The 17,285-nt window shown below is 63.6% G+C and carries 19 protein-coding genes and 1 pseudogene; 10 read left to right on the top strand and 10 right to left on the bottom strand.

The window, feature by feature from the left end; all coding sequences use genetic code 11:
• Positions 1-510: 510 nt before the first annotated feature.
• Positions 511-1,089, bottom strand: coding sequence for a thymidine kinase (locus Q0Y09_RS09425; protein ID WP_297720705.1), 579 nt, complete (start codon positions 1,087-1,089; stop codon positions 511-513).
• Between the two features lie 21 nt (positions 1,090-1,110).
• Complete coding sequence (gene mutY / locus Q0Y09_RS09420; RefSeq protein WP_297720702.1) at positions 1,111-2,151, bottom strand: A/G-specific adenine glycosylase; 1,041 nt, start codon at positions 2,149-2,151, stop codon at positions 1,111-1,113.
• Between the two features lie 129 nt (positions 2,152-2,280).
• Here mutY and Q0Y09_RS09415 point away from each other — a divergent pair, with 129 nt between their 5' ends.
• The 5 genes from Q0Y09_RS09415 (at position 2,281) to rpsR (ending at position 5,560) form a co-directional block, all read left to right on the top strand.
• Positions 2,281-2,760, top strand: a complete 480-nt coding sequence (locus tag Q0Y09_RS09415) for a sigma-70 family RNA polymerase sigma factor (protein ID WP_297720699.1) — start codon at positions 2,281-2,283, stop codon at positions 2,758-2,760.
• The gene (locus Q0Y09_RS09410) at positions 2,757-4,145 is read left to right on the top strand and encodes a DUF4179 domain-containing protein (RefSeq protein ID WP_297720696.1); all 1,389 of its coding nucleotides are present in this window, start codon (positions 2,757-2,759) and stop codon (positions 4,143-4,145) included. Before Q0Y09_RS09415 ends, Q0Y09_RS09410 begins: the two co-directional genes overlap by 4 nt.
• A gap of 181 nt (positions 4,146-4,326) precedes the next feature.
• Positions 4,327-4,626 (top strand): 30S ribosomal protein S6, encoded by a 300-nt coding sequence (rpsF, locus tag Q0Y09_RS09405; protein ID WP_297720695.1) that lies wholly within the window; start codon positions 4,327-4,329, stop codon positions 4,624-4,626.
• A gap of 12 nt (positions 4,627-4,638) precedes the next feature.
• Positions 4,639-5,121, top strand: coding sequence for a single-stranded DNA-binding protein (locus Q0Y09_RS09400; protein WP_297720694.1), 483 nt, complete (start codon positions 4,639-4,641; stop codon positions 5,119-5,121).
• A gap of 199 nt (positions 5,122-5,320) precedes the next feature.
• Positions 5,321-5,560 (top strand): 30S ribosomal protein S18, encoded by a 240-nt coding sequence (gene rpsR, locus Q0Y09_RS09395; protein WP_130850362.1) that lies wholly within the window; start codon positions 5,321-5,323, stop codon positions 5,558-5,560.
• A 325-nt stretch (positions 5,561-5,885) separates the two neighbouring features.
• Here rpsR and sleB read toward each other — a convergent pair whose 3' ends face one another.
• A complete protein-coding gene (gene sleB, locus Q0Y09_RS09390) occupies positions 5,886-6,557 on the bottom strand; it encodes a spore cortex-lytic enzyme (protein ID WP_297720693.1) in 672 nt (223 codons plus the stop codon).
• 130 nt (positions 6,558-6,687) lie between these two features.
• Here sleB and Q0Y09_RS09385 point away from each other — a divergent pair, with 130 nt between their 5' ends.
• Together Q0Y09_RS09385 and Q0Y09_RS09380 are read left to right on the top strand one after the other, a co-directional pair.
• Entirely contained in the window at positions 6,688-6,957 is a 270-nt protein-coding gene (locus tag Q0Y09_RS09385) for a translation initiation factor 2 (protein ID WP_297720692.1), read from the top strand.
• A gap of 91 nt (positions 6,958-7,048) precedes the next feature.
• Entirely contained in the window at positions 7,049-7,822 is a 774-nt protein-coding gene (locus tag Q0Y09_RS09380; RefSeq protein WP_297720691.1) for an AIM24 family protein, read from the top strand.
• A 73-nt stretch (positions 7,823-7,895) separates the two neighbouring features.
• Here the strand turns inward: Q0Y09_RS09380 and galU are convergent, their stop codons facing one another.
• Together galU and Q0Y09_RS09370 are read right to left on the bottom strand one after the other, a co-directional pair.
• Complete coding sequence (gene galU, locus Q0Y09_RS09375; protein ID WP_297720690.1) at positions 7,896-8,765, bottom strand: UTP--glucose-1-phosphate uridylyltransferase GalU; 870 nt, start codon at positions 8,763-8,765, stop codon at positions 7,896-7,898.
• 29 nt (positions 8,766-8,794) lie between these two features.
• Positions 8,795-9,319, bottom strand: coding sequence for a QueT transporter family protein (locus Q0Y09_RS09370; RefSeq protein WP_297720689.1), 525 nt, complete (start codon positions 9,317-9,319; stop codon positions 8,795-8,797).
• 275 nt (positions 9,320-9,594) lie between these two features.
• On the opposite strand from Q0Y09_RS09370, the gene Q0Y09_RS09365 reads away from it, so the two are divergent.
• The gene (locus tag Q0Y09_RS09365; RefSeq protein WP_297720688.1) at positions 9,595-10,026 is read left to right on the top strand and encodes a DUF3842 family protein; all 432 of its coding nucleotides are present in this window, start codon (positions 9,595-9,597) and stop codon (positions 10,024-10,026) included.
• Positions 10,027-10,100: 74 nt separating this feature from the next.
• Here Q0Y09_RS09365 and Q0Y09_RS09360 read toward each other — a convergent pair whose 3' ends face one another.
• Both Q0Y09_RS09360 and fusA read right to left on the bottom strand, forming a co-directional pair.
• Positions 10,101-10,481 (bottom strand): SRPBCC family protein, encoded by a 381-nt coding sequence (locus tag Q0Y09_RS09360; protein ID WP_297720687.1) that lies wholly within the window; start codon positions 10,479-10,481, stop codon positions 10,101-10,103.
• A gap of 295 nt (positions 10,482-10,776) precedes the next feature.
• Positions 10,777-12,849 carry an elongation factor G gene (gene fusA / locus Q0Y09_RS09355; protein ID WP_297720686.1) on the bottom strand — a complete coding sequence of 691 codons (2,073 nt, stop codon included), beginning with the start codon at positions 12,847-12,849 and terminating at the stop codon, positions 10,777-10,779.
• Between the two features lie 237 nt (positions 12,850-13,086).
• Between fusA and Q0Y09_RS09350 the strand changes: the two genes are divergently transcribed.
• Positions 13,087-13,842, top strand: coding sequence for an HAD family hydrolase (locus Q0Y09_RS09350; protein WP_297720685.1), 756 nt, complete (start codon positions 13,087-13,089; stop codon positions 13,840-13,842).
• Positions 13,843-13,901: 59 nt separating this feature from the next.
• Here Q0Y09_RS09350 and Q0Y09_RS09345 read toward each other — a convergent pair whose 3' ends face one another.
• From Q0Y09_RS09345 to dusB, 3 genes are read right to left on the bottom strand one after another with little or no spacing between them, the layout of a single operon-like run.
• A complete protein-coding gene (locus Q0Y09_RS09345; protein ID WP_297720684.1) occupies positions 13,902-14,774 on the bottom strand; it encodes an anti-sigma factor in 873 nt (290 codons plus the stop codon).
• Positions 14,775-14,813: 39 nt separating this feature from the next.
• Positions 14,814-15,401: an RNA polymerase sigma factor gene (locus Q0Y09_RS09340; RefSeq protein WP_297720683.1), complete on the bottom strand. Its 588-nt coding sequence runs from the start codon at positions 15,399-15,401 to the stop codon at positions 14,814-14,816.
• A 34-nt stretch (positions 15,402-15,435) separates the two neighbouring features.
• Complete coding sequence (gene dusB, locus Q0Y09_RS09335) at positions 15,436-16,407, bottom strand: tRNA dihydrouridine synthase DusB (protein WP_297720682.1); 972 nt, start codon at positions 16,405-16,407, stop codon at positions 15,436-15,438.
• Positions 16,408-16,591: 184 nt separating this feature from the next.
• On the opposite strand from dusB, the pseudogene Q0Y09_RS09330 reads away from it, so the two are divergent.
• Positions 16,592-17,285 (top strand): annotated as a pseudogene (locus tag Q0Y09_RS09330) (stage II sporulation protein E); the annotation flags it as partial.

Below are 17,285 nucleotides of genomic sequence, written 5' to 3'. Positions count from 1 at the left end.
GTCCTGAGCGCAGCGAAGGACCCGTCTCCCCCGTCCTTTTCCACAACGGGAAGACTCCCTCAGTCAGCTGCGCTGACAGATCCCTCAGAGAGGGAGCCAACGGATTCTTCGGCCTTAGGGCTCAGAATGACGAGAAAAATACTTTAGAATGACAGGGGAAAGCCTTCCCCTGGGGGAAGGTGGCATTTGCGGAGCAAATGACGGATGAGGGGAAACCTTACGGCGTGGTTTGGCGGGCCGGGTCGTCGCGCCCCGCAATTACCATGTAGGGGCGTACCTGTGTGCGTGCCCGCCCCCGTTCCCGCGTCGTCCTGAGCGCAGCGAAGGACCCGTCTCCCCCGTCCTTTTCCGCGACGGGAAGACTCCCTCAGTCAGCTGCGCTGACAGTTCCCTCAGAGAGGGAGCCAACGGATTCTTCGGCCTTCGGCCTCAGAATGACGAGAAAAATACTTTAGAATGACGGGGGAAAGCCTTCCCCCTGCCAGGGGGAAGGTTTTGGAGAACGCCCCCTTACGGGTGAAAATCCGGCCCCAGATCGCCTTCCCGCCAGTGTTTGCGGCACAGGCCGATATACTGGTCGTTGGCCCCTAGCACCACCTGCTCCCCCTCCCGAAGGACCTTGCCGTCCTTGTCGAAGCGGGCGTTGCAGGTGGCCTTCTTGCCGCACCAGCAGATGGTCTTGACCTCCTCAATGATGTCGGCGGTGGCCAGCAGCTCCTGGGAGCCGGGGAAGAGCTGCCCGGAGAAGTCGGCCCGGAGACCGTAGCAGATGACCGGCACGTTCCAGTCGTCCACGATGTGGACCAGAAACTGGACCTCCTCCCGGCTGAGGAACTGGGCCTCGTCCACGATGACGCAGGCGTATTTTTTCAGCGCCTCCTCCGGCAGGGCCCGCATCTCGGAAAAATAGATGCAGGGGTGGCTCAGGCCCATGCGGGAGGCCACGAACTTGGCCCCGTCCCGCTGGTCGATCTCGGGCTTGACCAGCAGGGCCTCCTGGCCCCGCTCCTCGTAGTTGTAGCGCACCATCAGGGCGTTGGCCGTCTTGCTGGAGCCCATCACTCCGTATCGAAAATACAGCTTTGCCATCTCATTCTCCCTCTCTCTATTTTAGCGCACCCGGTCCTCCACCAGGTGTTGAAAGCTCTGAAAGGCGTTGGGCACGGCGTAGTCCCGCCGCAGCTCCTCCCGCCCGCACCACACCCAGCCCTCGGGCAGGTTTTGGGCGGCGGTCTCTATGACCCGGCAGGTCATGCGCCACTCGATGTGGGTGAAGATGTGCTTCCCCGTGCCGCCGTCGGCCAGGTCCAGGGGGGCAATCCCCCAACCCTCCAGGCAGTCCCAGGCCGGGGCGGGCTCGTTGGGGTATTCCCACAGCCCCCCCAGCAGCCCCCCCTTGGGCCGCTGCCGCAGGGCCACCTTCCCCTCGTGGAAGAGGAGGAAGACCACCCGCTCCTCCACCCGGCGGGCCTTTTTCGGCGGCTTATAGGGGAGTTCCCCGGTGCGGCCCTCCAGCCGGGCCTTGCAGAAGGCCGCCGCCGGGCATTTCTCGCACAATGGCGCCCCGTTGGGGAGACAGACCGTGGCCCCCAGGTCCATCATGGCCTGGTTGAAGTCCCCCGGAGCCCGGACCGGGATGACCGTCTTCAAATCGGCCCACATCCGGCGCTTGGTGTCCGGCTTTGTCATGTCGCTCCCGTCCCCGGTGAGCCGGGAGACCACCCGCAGCACGTTGCCGTCCACGGCGGGCACCGGCTGCCCAAAGGCGATGGAGGCGATGGCCCCGGCGGTGTACTCCCCCACGCCGGCAAGGCCCAAAAGGGTCTCGTAGGTGTCGGGAAACACGCCGCCGAAGTCCTCCATCACCTGTCGGGCGGCCTTTTGCAGGTTCCGGGCCCGGTTGTAGTAGCCCAGGCCCTGCCACAGCTTCAAAAGCCGGTCCTCCTCCACCGCCGCCAGGTCGGCCACGGTGGGCAGGGCCTCCATGAAGCGGCGGTAGTATTCCAGCACCGCCGCCACCCGGGTCTGCTGGAGCATGATCTCCGACACCCACACATGGTAGGGGGTGGGGTCGCTCCGCCAGGGGAGGGTGCGGGCGTTTTCGTGGTACCACTGCAAAAGCGGGATGGGGAGCCGGGTCAGTTCATCCAAGTGTCTTGTCCTCCAAAATGACCGCCCGTGGACGGCCATGTATTCAGGTGCCATTATACAATAAAATTTTTCTCTCCGCAATCAAAAGCGCCGTTCCGTTCATCTAATGGTCAGAAAGGAGGGACGCCCATGACACAGCAGGAATACGCCGTCCGGGCCGACGCCCTCAAGGGCAAGCTCTACGGCATGGCCTTTCTCTACCTGGGGAGCCCGTCCCTGGCCGTGGACGCCGTGGACGAGGCGGTCTACCTGGGCCTGCGGGCCTGTCACAAGCTGCGGGAGGAGACTTTTTTCGATACCTGGCTCACCCGCATCCTCATCAACGCCTGCAACACCGAGCTGCGGCGGCATAAGCGGGAGGTCTCCATGGCGGAGCTGCCCGAGACCGCCCAGGAGTCCTTTGACGCCCTCCCCCTCCGGGACGCGGTGGGGCGGCTGCCCCGGGAACTGAAAGACGTCATCATTCTGCGCTATTTTACCGGCCTCACCCTGGCGGAGACGGCCCGGACCCTGGACCTTCCCCAGGGCACCGTGGTCACCCGGCAGCGGAAGGCCCTCCGGCTGCTGCGGCTGGAGCTCACCGATGGAGAGGAGGCGGCCAATTTATGAACCGAAACGAGGAATACTGGGCCCTGGTGGCCCAACTGCACGATACCCCCCCGGAGCTGTCTGGCACGGTGGAGCGGGCCCGGGCCCGGACACGAAAGCGGACTGTCAGGCGGTGGCTGGGCATCCCTGTGGCCTCCCTGGGGGGCGCGGCGGCGGCCTTTGTCCTGCTGATCAACTGCTCCCTCCCCTTTGCCATGGCCTGCGGACGCATCCCCCTGTTCCGGGAGCTGGCGGCGGCGGTGGCCCTCTCCCCCAGCCTGAAAGCGGCGGTGGAGAACGACTTTGTCCAGGTGGTGGACCAGGAACAGACCCAGAACGGCGTCACCTTCCGGCTGGATTACCTCATCCTGGACGCCATGCAGATCAACTTCTTTTACACCGTCTCCGGCGGAGACTATGAGAGCTACCACGTCTACCCCAACATCACCGGCCCCGACGGGGAAAAGCTGGAGGGCTACTCCATCATCAGCAGCGAGGCCAGCCCCGGCGAGCTGGGCGACTTCAACGTCAACTATGCAGAAGACCTCCAGGTCCCGGAAGCTCTGCGGCTCACCTGCAAGGTGACCGCCCAGAGGGCGGAGGCCGACGGCAGGGCCGAGGCCCCCACCTCCAGCATCTGGGACGCGCCGGAGCCCAAACAGGAGCCGGAGGTCGTGGCCACTTTCACCTTTGACCTGGAGCTGGACGAACGCTTCACCGTCCCCGGAGAGACCATCGCCCTGGACCGGTGGGTGGAGGTGGAGGGCCAGCGGCTCCACTTCCGGGAGCTGGTGGTGAACCCCACCCACGCCCGGCTGGCGGTGTCCTCCGACCCGGACAATACCGCCTGGCTGGACGGCCTGGACTTCTACCTGGAGGACGAGAAGGGGAACCGCTACGAGGCCGGCGTCCGCTCCAGCGGCAGCGGCCGCCTGGTGGCCAGCGGCGCGGACGGCACCAACGACGTCATCTACTACTACCTGGAGAGCAGCTTCTTCCAGGACCCAAAGCACCTCACCCTCTACCTCACCGGGGCAAGATGGCTGGACAAGGACAAGGAGTGGATCACGGTGGACCTGAACACCGGTGCCGCCAGCTGGCTCCCGGAGGGAGTGGAATTTCTCTCCGCCGACCGGCAGGGGGAGGATGTCTGGTGCACGATGCTCGCCCCCGGCATCCAGCAGCTCATCGCCTGGGACTACCGGGACCCGGAGGGGGGCGAACACTCCTTTGACTCCATGGGCTCCAGTGTGTACGCCTCCGAGCCCGGGCAGGAAAACCTGGAGGAGGAGCTCCACCAGATCTCCTTCGCCCTGCGGGACTACCCCTGGGACACGGTGGAGCTGAAGCTGAATTTCACCCACGAGACGGCGTTTGACCCGCCCATCGCTGTGGAGCTCCAGTGATCGATAGAAAATGGGGGCTGTTTTCCGGAACAGCCCCCATTTTATGCTTGTTTTTCCCCAAAAAGCCCTTGACAAATCTTCCATTTCATATATAATGATATAGCTTGTCTGGAATCAGACAGACAACATCCTTGCTCCTGCATGAGCAGGGGCCATATGTCCATAAGGAGGTGCAAGAAACATGGCTAAAATCAATGCCAACTACGAGGTGGTCTACATCCTCGACCCCGCCATGGGTGAGGAGGCCATCGCCGCTATGGTCGCCAAGTTCAAGACCATGGCAGAGGCCCGGGGCACCGTGGCCGAGGTCGACGAGTGGGGCAAGCGCCGTCTGGCCTATCCCATCAACGACCTGAACGAGGGCTACTACGTTCTCATGACCTTTACGGCTGACGCCGCCTTCCCCGCCGAGCTGGACCGCGTGCTGCGGATCACCGACGGCGTGATGCGTTCCATGATCGTCTGCAAGGACGAGAAGTAAGGAGCGGCAGAAATGCTCAACAAGATCTTTCTTCAGGGCCGTCTGGTGGCGGACCCTGAAATGCGGCACACCCCCTCCGGGGTGGCCGTAGCCACCCTCCGTCTGGCGGTGGACCGGGATTTCAAAGACAGAGAGACCGGTGAGAAGAAAGCCGACTTCATCAATGTGGTCGCCTGGCGCGCCACCGCCGAGTTCGTCTCCCGGTACTTCACCAAGGGCCGCATGGCCATCGTGGAGGGCCGGCTCCAGATGCGGGATTGGACCGACAAGGACGGCAACAAGCGCACCACCGCCGAGGTGGTGGCCGACAACGTCTACTTCGGCGATTCCAAGCGGGACGGCGAGGGTCACGGCAGCTACGGCGGCTCTTACGGCGGCGGCTATTCCGCCCCGGCCCCCAGCGCCCCCGTGCCTCCTCCGGCCTATAGCGCCCCCATGGGCGGCGGCAGCCAGTTCGCTGAGCTGGATGACGACGACGGAGAACTCCCATTTTGATGGTTCCCATCAAAATGGGGCCCCAGAGCACTTGACATCCTCGGGCGGAGTGAATCCGCCCTGTGGCAAGCTTTTGGCTCCGCCAAAAGGCTTGTGCGCCGCTTATCGCGGCGTCCCCGCATTTGCGGGTGCCTGTGCCTGACGGTCCTGTCAAAACGGACCCCATTAAAATCATTTCTGAACAAGGAGGGTATATACCATGCCTATGGATAGAGAGCGTCCCCGCGGCCGCAAGCGCCGCAAGGTTTGCAGCTTCTGCGTGGACAAGGTCGAGCACATCGACTACAAGGATGCCGCCAAGCTGCGTCGGTTCCTCTCCGAGCGTTCCAAGATCCTGCCCCGCCGGACCACCGGCACCTGTGCCATGCATCAGCGTCAGCTGACCCAGGCCATCAAGCAGGCTCGTCAGATCGCTCTGCTGCCTTTCGTCACCGACTAATTGGCAACACACAAGGCCGGACATGCAAATGCATGTCCGGCCTTTCAGCTTGTCGAAAAAGCCCCTCAGGGCTTTTTCGACAAGCTGCTGACTTTTTCGATTTCATCGAAAAAGTTCCTGACTGCACGCGAAAGTGGGGGCTCACCTGTTTTGTGGTGGCTTCGCCTGAAGGCATCTGGACTGCCACTGGCAGCCCAGACCCCCTTTCACACTATTCCCCCGTGGCTCACTTTGCGTGGCTCCACTTTTTTGACAAACTGCAAGGCCGGACCTGCAAACGCAGGTCCGGCCTTTTTCTGTCTCGCGTGTGCGAGCGTATACGCCTTCAGGCGCAGAACCGGTGCTTCCCGATGACCTTGATGAGGGGCCGGGACCAGATCCAGCCACTGGTGGCGGTGTCCGGGTTGAAGTAGTAGATGGCGCCCCCGCTGGGGTCGGCTCCATTGAGGGCCTCCCGGGCGGCCCGGACGGCGGAGTCGGCCACCGGCTGGTCGATCTGGCCGTCCACCATACAGGTAAAGGCCCCGGGCTGGTACACCACGCCGGCGATGGTGCCGGGGAAGGAGGGATGCCCCACCCGGTTGAGAATGACCGCCCCCACCGCCACCTGACCGCTGTACGGCTCCCCCCTGGCCTCCGCCGAGATGACCCTGGCCAGCAAGGCCACATCGCCGTCCCAGGCCGAGGAGGACGTGCTTCCCTGAGAGATGCCCAGGGCCTTCAGGGTGGCCGGCCCCGCAACGCCGTCGGCGGTAAGGCCGTTCTTCTTCTGAAAGCGTTTCACCGCCGCCTCGGTCCTGCTGCCGTAAATGCCGTCCGCCGCACCCTCCAGATAGCCCCAGCGGATCAGCTTCTCCTGGATGGTGCGCACCGTCTGGCCCGAGGCGCCCCGGCGATAGGTGGCCGCCTGGGCCGACTGGACCAGTGTAATGATGAGGATATTCAGCCCAAAGACCAGGACCAGGGCTGCTATCAGCCGTTTTCTCTGTTCCCGCACGTTCCCGCCCCCTGAAAAAGTCTCGCCCTTAGTGTACGGTCTCCGGACCTTTCTTATGAGCGGTGAATCATGGAAGAAAAAGCGGGCCATACTGATAGGGAAACTTTTCTCATAAAAGGAGCGCACATCCATGGTCAAAGGTATCAACAAGCAGGTCATCGTGGTCAAGGCCCCCGATCCCCGCCTTTTTGAGGAGGCCATTTTTATCCTGAAGGAGGGGGCTCTGGCCGAAGGGGCCAGCCCGGAGCAGGTCCTGCGGGAGGCCAGACAGGCCGCCAAAAGCTATGTCTCCCGGAGCACCGCCCCCGGAAAGTGGTTCCAGCACATTCCCGCCCCCGCCTATGCCGCCGCCGGCGCTCTGGCCGCCACCGCCGCCTGGAGCCTGGCGCTTTTTCTGTAAAAATCGTTGTGTCCATGCGCTTCCTGTGGTACAATGTCCCTGCATTGAGGTGCTTGCCACCTCAAAACCACAATCAGGAAGGAGCCACTTTATGTACCAGGTTTCCAATTTTATGGATAACGACGACGTCAAGATCCTCTCCCAGCTCGGACCCTTCTCCGTGATCGAATATCAGCGTGACCTGAGCATTACCCCTTCTTCCGCCATCACTGCTTACTATTGTGCCCAGATGAACGTCAGAAAGCGCCAGCTGGTGTGCGACCTGAGCAAGGCCCAGGTCACCATTCAGGCCGGCGCCATGCAGTGGATGCTGGGCAATGTGAACGCCACCACCGGCATCAAGGGGGTGGGCGATCTCTTCAGCAAGGCCGTCCGGGGCAAGGCTTCCGGTGAGTCGGCCATCAAGCCGGAATACACCGGGGACGGTCTCCTGGTGCTGGAGCCCACCTATCGCCACCTCATTCTCATGGACGCCGCCGACTGGGGCGGCTCCGTGGTGCTGGATGACGGCCTGTTCCTGGCCTGCGACTCCCGGCTCCAGCACAAGGCCGTTATGCGCTCCAACCTCTCCTCTGCCGTGGCCGGCGGCGAAGGGCTCTTCAACCTGAGCCTCAACGGCAGCGGCACCTTCTGCATTGAGGCCGAGTGCCCCAAGGAGGAACTTGTGGAGATCACCCTGCAAAACGACGTTCTGAAAATTGACGGCAACCACGCCATCGCCTGGAGTACCGCTCTGGACTTCACCGTGGAGCGCTCCGGCAAGAGTCTCATCGGCTCCGCCGCCTCCGGCGAGGGTCTGGTCAACGTCTTCCGCGGCACCGGCAAGGTCCTCATGATGCCCACCGCCAAGATGCCCAATCTGTAAATCATCCATACAGAAAGCGTCCCCAGGAGATTTGCCTCCTGGGGACGCTTTGTCATTTCTATGGATGCGGTACTCAGAGCTGGGCGGCCTTTTCCTTCAAAAAGCCCCTGAGCCAGTCCCCCGTCTCCGGGTGGGCCAGGGAGAAGTCGATGGTGGCCTCCAGGAAGCCCTTGAGGTTGCCGGTGTCGTACCGCTTTCCCTCAAAGTCCACCGCCACCATCTTGTCCCGCTTGCACAGCTCCTTCAGGCCGTCGGTGAGCTGGATCTCCCCGCCGTAGCCCGGCTTCAGGTTCTCCAGGATGTCAAAAATGGCGGGCTGGAGCACATACCGCCCCAGGATGGCGTAGTTGGAGAAGATCTCATCGGGCCGGGGCTTCTCCACCATGTCGCTGACCTGGAAGACCCGCTCCTCCAGGGCCTCCACCTTGACGGAGGAGTACTTTGCGATGGCCTCGGTGCTCACCTGCTGCACCCCCACGCAGGAGGCGCCGTACTTCTCCGCGCCGGCGATGAGCTGACCGATGACCGGCCTTTGAGAGCGCATGATATCATCGCCCAGCAGGACGGCAAAGGGCTCGTTCCCTACGAACCGCTTGGCCCGCCAGATGGCGTGGCCCAGCCCCTTGGTCTCCTTCTGCCGGACGTAAAAGATATTGGCCAGGTCGGCGGCCCGCCGGACCTCCGAGAGCTCCCGCTCCTTGCCCGCCCGGGCCAGGCGCTCCTCCAGCTCGGGATAGTAGTCGAAGTAGTCGTCCATGGCGGACTTGGCCCGGTTGGTCACCACCAGAATGTCCTCGATCCCGGCGGCCACCGCCTCCTCAATGATATACTGGATCACCGGCTTATCCACCAGGGGGAGCATCTCCTTGGGCACCGTTTTGGTGGCGGGCAGCATCCGGGTCCCCAGCCCGGCTGCCGGGATAACGGCCTTGCGTACTTTCATCTGATCTCCTCCATTGGTGGGGGGCTGGCTCAGGCGTAGCTGAGGCGTCCCTCCGGGATAAGGTCGTGGAAAAACTTGATCTGGGGCATGGTCCGCAGCAGGATGGTACCCAGTACCAGACAGACGCCCAGCTCGCCGAGCCCCACGGTGACGCCGTTGTAGATCCAGGCGGCAGGCAGGGCGGCGGTCATGCCCACCTGGGCAAAAGCGATGGTAAAGCCCACCAGCACCACATTACAGACCACCGGCGGCAGCCAGGCCATCCACCAGTGGCGGATCCTGCTGGTCCACAGGGCGGCAAGGAGGGTGGCCAGGGAGCCCACCACGATGTCCATGACGCCGTAGGGCGAGAGCAGGTTGGCGACGAGGCAGCCCACAAAGAGCCCCGGCGCCGTAGCCGGGAACAGGAAGGGCAGGACGCACAGGGCCTCGGCAAACCGGAACTGGATGGGTCCGTAGGCCAGACCGAAGATATTGCTGAAGTAGCTCAGCACGGCGTACAGCGCGGCCACCATGGCCGCCAGAGTCAGGTCGCGGATGGAATTTCTGCGCATGGGAAAAAACCTCCATTTTTTGTTTAGAGTACGTGTGCCGCGTACAGCGGCGCGGGTCCCTTTCCCCGGACGCAGGGCACAGGGCGTCCGGACGGCTTTCTCCGCGCCGGTTGGACTGGGTGGGGAACCAGTCGCAGTCATTATAACATGGTTTTTCGCCGGTGTATAGTCATTTCATCCTTTACAGAGGAACTTTTCCCCCGTATAATGTCAGAAGAAGTCTCTCCGGCCCGAACCGGGCCGGTCCATACCGACCATGGAAGGATCTGATCGCCATGCGTATCCTCATCATCGACGGCCAGGGCGGCGGCATCGGCGCCCGGCTGGTGGGACTGCTTCGCCCCCGTCTGCCCGCAGGCTGCGAGCTTCTCTGCACCGGCACCAATTCCCTGGCCACCAGCGCCATGCTCAAGGCGGGGGCGGCCCGGGGGGCCACCGGCGAGCACGCCATCTGCTACAACGCCGGCCACGCCGACCTGATCCTGGGGCCCATCGGGGTCATCCTGGCCAACGGCATCATGGGGGAGGTCTCCCCGGCTGTGGCCACCGCCATCTCCGGCGCGGAGTGTGCCAAGGTCCTCATCCCTTCCCCCACCTGCGGCACCCTCATCGCCGGCACGGAGGACTGCCGGCTGGAGGAATACCTCCGCCGGGCCGTGGAACTGGCCCTCCGGGAGGTGGAAAAGGCTGGCTATCCCCCCCTGTAACACCCTTGGACAACAAGCATGCCCCCTTCCAACCGGAAGGGGGCATGCTTGTTCCACGTCTGGGACAGGAGCAGTCAGCACCCCAGCGCCTTTTTCAAGTCGGCCAGGTAGCGCCGCTGCTGCCGTTTCAGAAAAATTTTGACCAAAGGCCGGGGGAGGGACCGCTTGGGGACCACCTCTTCTGTAAATTCCAGCTCTGTCCGGTCCCCCTGGGCGGTAAAGGTCCCCACCCAGCGCCCCTTCAGATTGGGATTTTCCAGGTCGAAGGCCCAGCGCCGGCAGGGCTCCCAAGCCGTGACCGTAAAGTCGGTGGCAAAGCCGTCCTTGGTATACTCCCGGAACTGCCCGTCGTTGGCGGCTTCGATCCCCGTGATGTCCCTGCGCCACTGGTAGTGCTCCAGGTCGGTCACTGTGTCCCACACCCGTTGCACATCGCAGTCCAGTATGGCCCTCAAGCTGGAGACAACCATTGAAATCCCCCTTCCTTTCACCTGCGCCAAGGGCCTGCCGAAAGGCAGGCCCTTGTACGGCGCTTACCGCGCCGCCCCACCTCCGGTGGGGCCCCCGAAGAGGCCCCGCCGGGGCTGCGTCTTTTTTGCGATGCAAAAGCATCGCAAAGTTGGCCATGTGCCGCTTTCAGCGGCACGGCCATGCAATCAAAGCGCATGGGCCGGGACGGCCCATATGCGCATAAACTTCATGCGCCACAAGCCTTTCCATTTTCGTGGCGCGCTCTTAGCGCATGAAGTTTTACTCCGCCTCCTGCATGGCCTTGGCCGCCTCGATGGCCTTCTCCTGGGCCGCGGGCGGGGCCTCTTCGTAGCGGACAAAGTGGTAGGTGAAGGAGCCCCTGGACTGGGTGATGGACCGCAGATCAATGGCGTAAGAGGTCATCTCGCCCATGGGCACCTCAGCCTCCACGATCTGGTTGCCGTCCCGGTCGGGGTTCATACCCATGATGCGGCCACGGCGCTTGTTGAGGTCGCCGATGACGTCGCCCATGTAGCTGTCGGGAATGGTGACCTTCAGCTCGCCGATGGGCTCCAGCAGCACAGGATTGGCCTGGGCCAGAGCAGCCTTATAGGCCAGCTGTGCAGCCGTCTTAAAGGCCATTTCGGAGGAATCCACGGGATGATAGGAGCCGTCGTACAGGGTGGCCTTCAGATACACCACAGGGTAGCCGGCCAGCACGCCGTGCTGTACGGCCTCGCGGAGTCCCTTTTCCACCGCGGGGAAGTAGTTCTTGGGCACAGCGCCGCCCACGACCTCCTCGCAGAACTCCATCTCCTCCTGGTCGCTGGGCTCAAAGCGGATCCACACGTCGCCGAACTGGCCGTGGCCGCCGGTCTGCTTCTTGTGGCGGCCCTGGACCTCCACCTTCTTGCGGATCTTCTCCCGGTAGGGCACGCGGGGGGTAGCCAGCTCGGACTCCACGCCGAAGCGGCTCCGCAGCCGGGACACCAGCACATCCAGCTGGATATCGCCGGTGCCGGAGATCACCACCTGACGGGTCTCGGCGTTGTTGACCACCGTGAAGGTCTGATCCTCCTCACCCAGACGGGCAAGGCCGGCGGCGATCTTGTCGTCCTGGCCCTTGGTCTTGGGGGCGATGGCCATGGAGTACACCGGCTCGGGGAAGGCGATGGGCTCCAGCTTGATGACGTTGCGGGGGTCGCACAGGGTATCGCCGGTCTTGAGCTTATCCATCTTGCCGATGGCGCCGATGTCGCCGCAGGAGAGCTTTTTCACTTCCTCGGTCTTCTTGCCCTTTACCTGATAGAGACGGCCCAGCTTCTCGGTTACGCCGGTGCGGGCGTTGACCATGGGCATATCCGACTCGATGGTGCCGGAGAGGACCTTCACATAGGAGTACTTTCCGTACTGGTCGGAGACGGTCTTCCACACAAAGGCGGCGGGCACGGCGCCGGGGGAGACGGCAAACTCCACCATGTCGCCGTGGTCGTCCTCTCCCATGACAGCGGCGCCCTCCAGGGGAGAGGGCAGGAGGTTGACGATGTTGTCCAGCAGCATCTGGGTGCCCAGGCCGGTGAGGGCGGAGCCGCACACCACGGGGAAGAGGGAGAGGTCCTTCACGCCAGCGTGGAGACCCTGGATCATCTCGGCGTAGGTGAACTCCTCGCCATTGAAGAAGCGGTCCATGAACTCCTCGCTGGTCTCGGCCACGGACTCCACCAGGGAATTGTAGAGCTCGTCCAGGACCTCCAGCTTGTTCTCAGGCACGGGGATCTCATGGCGCTTGCCATTTTCGATGTCGTAGGCGCGCTTATTGAGCACGTCGATGATGCCGATGACCTTCTTGTCCTCATCCCAGATGGGGGCCACCACAGGGGCCACATTCTTGCCGAAGCGCTCCCGGAGGGTCTCAAAGGCGGCGTTATAGTCGGCGTTGTCCTCGTCGGTCTTGGAGATGTAGAGGATGCGGGGCATCTTCCGCTCCTCACAGTACTTCCACGCCTTCTCAGCGCCCACGCTCATGCCGCTCTTGGCGGAGCAGACAATGATGGCGGCGTCGGCCACCCGGAGGGCCTCCATGACCTCGCCGGAGAAATCGAAGTAACCGGGGGTATCCAGAATGTTGATTTTGCAGCCCTTATATTCCACGGGCGCCACGGCGGTGGAGATGGAAAACTGACGGCGGGTCTCTTCGGCATCGTAGTCGCAGGTGGTATTTCCGTCAGTCACCTTACCCAGGCGGTCAATGGCGCCGGTCTGAAACAGCATGCTCTCAGCCAGGGAAGTCTTTCCGTTTCCACCATGGCCCAGCAGGCATACGTTACGAATATTTTGTACGGAATAGCTCATATCTTGTTTCCTCTCCTTACATTTGGGATCTCACGAAAGCGCCGCCCGTTTGTATGCGTCACTGTCTTAGTCATTATATCTCAATGTACGCCGCTTGACAACTTATTTTTTATAAAAAATGTAGTCTCCATGCAAATTCCTTCCAACTGTCAGAGGCTTTCCTTTGACAACTGTCACCGAAACCAGTATGATTGCGGAAGAAAACACGATTTGCCTGCCACGAAAGGAGAATTTTCCATGGCTCCGCAAGCCCCCAAGATGGTCCTCTTTGACTACGGCCAGACGCTGATCGACGAGCCCTATTTCAACAAGGAGCTGGGCATGGCGGCGGTGCTCGCCCATGCCGACGCCAATCCCCTGGGCCGCACCGCCCGGGAGCTGGCCGACTTCGTCGACGCTCTGGAGGAGGAGATGGAGCGGTTCCGCACCACCGACGGCCACATCCCCCTCTACGAGACCCACAACCTCCCCTTCCAGCGGTATGTCTTTGCCGCCCAGCTGCTCTCCTTCTCCCTGCCGGGGCCGGAGCTGGAGCGGCTTTACTGGGATGCGGCCGCTCCCGGCCGCCCCACTGAGGGCATCCGCCCTCTGCTGGACTTCCTGGCGGCGGCGGGCATCCGCACCGGCGTCATCAGCAATCTCTCCTTCTCCGGCGATGCCCTTCGGGAGCGGCTGGACCGGCTCCTTCCCAACCATCGCTTTGAATTCATCCTGGCCACCAGTGAGTACGTCTTCCGCAAGCCCAGCCCTCGGATCTTCCGTCTGGCCCTCACCATGGCCGGCCTGGAGCCCGACGAGGTGTGGTACTGCGGCGACAACCCCGTCTGCGACATCGACGGAGCCGCCGCCTGCGGTATCCAGCCGGTTTGGTACACCGGCGCCCGCTCCTTCCTCTGGTCCCCGGACGGAGACCCCACCGCTCCCCACCTGTCCCTGGAGCGCTGGTCCGACTTCCCCGCTCTGCTCCCGGCTGGGGCGGCGTGCTCACGTTGAAACAGGCAAAAAAGTCCGTGCTCACGGAAAAATCGTGAGCACGGACTTTTTTTGTTTCGTCACGCAATGGGCACATAGCCCAAAACGGCCAGGGTCTCCCTGTCGCAGAGCAGGATGGCAAAGTCGTGGCCGGCGGTGTCCCCCAGGGTAACGACCCAGTCGGCATCGTCCAGCAGCTCTGTGCTGCCGTCGTCGCAGATGGCAGCCGCCAAATCGCCCTCGGTGACCGGCGTCACCGTCATAAGGCTGGTATCCACCCGGTCTCTCTGGTCAAAGGCGGACTCCGCCAGCCAGGCGGCGCAGTTGGCCCGCAGGGTCTCCGCATCGGCCCCTTCCGGCCCGGAGGCCCCGTTGGGCGCAGCCTCTGCCTGCACCGCCCCAAAGGGGACGGCCTGACCGATTTTTTCCTGGCTGTCCGCCCCGTCCGCCACGGGCTGGAGCGACTCTGGCGGGTTCAGCCGCAGCGCGGTCTCCCCATCGCCGCTCATCCCGCTCTCCTGGGCGGCTTCCGCGCCCGGTATCGCGTCGGCGGCCTCGCGGGGCGCGACTTCCGCCCCGGCGCTGACCATCGACGGTACGTCGGCAGGAACAACGCCGCTCTGTACGCTCTTCAAAGCGCCCGCCCCCAGCAGGATCACCGCAAAGACCGCCGCCAGAGACGCCCACTGGCGGATCTGGCCCTTTCTGCGGCCCCCGGAGAAGGGGATCACCTTTTCTGCCCCCACCCTGTCCATGATGGCCTGGTGGAGCCCGGCGGGCACCTCCTCCTCCAACTCAGGCAGGATGGTGTGGAGCTGCCGCAGCTCCTCCGCCGTCCGGCGGCACGCCTCGCAGCCGTTGAGATGGGCCGTCAGCGTGCGCCCCTCCTCCGGGGTCAGCGCGCCGTCCAGCTCCAGGCTCAAGAGCTCCAGCGCGCGGTCACAGTCGCACATCCCCAGGTCACCTCCTCTCCTTGTTTCGTTCCGATCTAGCTATCTAGACGAACGTTCGCTGAAAAAGTTCCCCTGCTCCGTCAAAACTTTTCGCAGGGCGTTCCTGGCCCGGGCGATGCGGGACTTCACCGTCCCCTCCTCCAGGCCCAGGACCGCGCAGATCTCAGCGTAACTCAGGCCGTTGATCTCCCGCATCACCAGCACCTGTCGGTGCTCCGGTGTGAGCCGTTCCAGCCCTTCCGCCACCGCCCGCCGGGCCTCTGTCCGCTCCAGCTCCCCCTCCGGCGTGTAGCGTTCGTCGGGAAGCTCCACCTGGCGCTCCTCCTCATCCTCCAGGGAGACCGTCATGGAGAGGCCCTGCCGCCGCTTCTCCTTCCGCAAAAAGTCGATGCAGGCGTTGGAGGCCAGCCGGTAGAGCCAGGTGCCGAAGGCGCTCTCCCCCTGGAAGCGGGCCAGGCCCCGCCAGGCGTTCAGGAACGCCTCCTGAGTCAGCTCGGCGGCGTCCTCCGGGTTCCCGACCAGCCGCCGGCAGAGATTGTAAATGCGTTTTTCATGTGCGGTGACCAGGGCCTCAAAGGCGGTCTCGTCCCCCTTTCTGGCCCGTTCCACCCATTCCTGTTCTGTCAAGACGATCCCTCACCCGCCTTTCTGTTCCGATCTCTCATTTCAGGTCCCGCTTGATGCCCGCCGTGATCCGGCGCAGCTCCTCCATGGTCTCCACATGGCAGATCTGCTCCTTCCAGTAGCCCGCGTGGGGCACCCCCTTGAGGTACCAGCAGTACTGCTTCCGGGCCTCCAGGCAGGCGATCTTCTCCCCCTTGTGGGCGGCGTTGAGCGCAAACTGCTCCATAGCGGTGTCGCACCGCTCCGCCAGCGGGGGGAGAGGGGGGATCTCCCGGTCCTCCAGAGCGGCTGCGGCCTGCTGGAACAGCCAGGGATTGCCAAAGCACCCCCGGCCGATCATCACCGCGTCGGCGCCGGTCCAGCGGAGGATGCGCACCGCGTCCCGGCCCTCAAAGACGTCCCCGTTGGCCATGACCGGGATGTGCAGGGCCTCCTTCACCGCCCGGATGTAATCCCAGTTGGCGGTACCGGCATACTGCTGACTCCGGGTCCGGCCGTGGACAGCCACGGCGGCCACTCCGGCCTCCTCCATGGCTCTGGCCAGCTCCACACAGTTGATGGAGCCCTTGTCCCAGCCCAGGCGCATCTTTACGGTGACGGGGCGCTTCCCCGCCCCCTTCACCACCACCTCGGCCACCCGAACTGCCAGGTCCGGGGTGCGCATGAGGCCCGAGCCGTCCCCGGAGTTGGCCACCTTGGGCACGGGACAGCCCATATTGATGTCGATGATATCGGCCCCGGACACCTCCCCGGCGATGGCGGCGGCCTCCTCCATGCACACCGGGTCAGAGCCGAAGATCTGGGCGGCGGCGGGGTGCTCCCCCTCCCCCAGCTTCAGCAGCGGAACTGATTTCTTATCCTGGTAGCACAGGGCCTTGGCGCTCACCATCTCGGTGATGGTGTAGCCCGCCCCCAGCCGCCGGCAGATGGTGCGGAAGCCCAGATCGGTGACCCCCGCCATGGGGGCCAGCACCAGCCGGGAGCCGATCTCTACATTTCCTATCTTCACGGTTTTCCTCCGGTCCTATTCTTTATCAGATTATGATACCATAAACCGCTCGACAGGGCAAGTCTTCCCCGCCCTCTCCCCGTGCCCCATCGGAAAATCACAGGTCCTCCCCTCTTCCGACGTTATATTTCCATATTATGGATTATACTGTCTCCACTACCCGATACACAGGAGGAGAGCGTCCATGGCGGCGAAGGTTGGATGGAAGGCAAGAACAGCGCGGGCCCGGGAGGAGATGGCCCGGACGGGCAGACTGGTGCTCCGGGCGCCGGCTCTGGTGCGGGGGGCGGAATACCTCATCCGCTTCACCCTCTCCGCGGTGTTGGCGGGGGCGGAGATCCTGAACGGCTGCGCCCCCTTCGGGTTGTCCATGGTGGGCTGCTCCGGCTCTGGTCTGGGGGGCTTTGCCGCCCTGCTGGGGGCCTGCCTGGGCTATCTCGCCTTCCGGGGGCTGGCCGAGGGGCTGCGGTATGTGGCGGCGGCCATCCTCATCTTCTCGGTGGCCTTCGCCTTTTTTGACATTTCGCTCTACCGGCGCAGCTGGTTCATGCCGGCGGTCACGGCGGCGCTCTCCGGCGCCACCGGCTTCGTCTACCTGGGAGAGGGGGGCTGGGAGATGTCCACTGTGGTCTTTTTCCTCACAGAGCTGCTGCTCTCCGGGGCCTGCGTCTACTTCTACCGCACCGCCTTTTCCCCCTGGCTGGACCGGCGGGAGGAGGGAGAGCTCTCCACCCGGCAGCTGGCCAGCCTGTTCATCCTGGGGAGCACCGTTCTCATCTCCCTGGCCCAACTCACCCTGGTGGGGGAGATCATCTCCGCCGGGCGGGTCCTGGCCGCCCTGGCCGTCATGGTCTTCGCCTCTCAGGGCGGACTGGGCG

Origin of the sequence: Intestinimonas sp. (assembly GCF_026169115.1) — a bacterium.
Taxonomy (GTDB): Bacteria; Bacillota; Clostridia; order Oscillospirales; family Oscillospiraceae; genus Intestinimonas.
The sequence above is the reverse complement of the archived record's forward strand: the minus strand, read 5'-3'. Positions and strand labels throughout refer to the sequence as shown.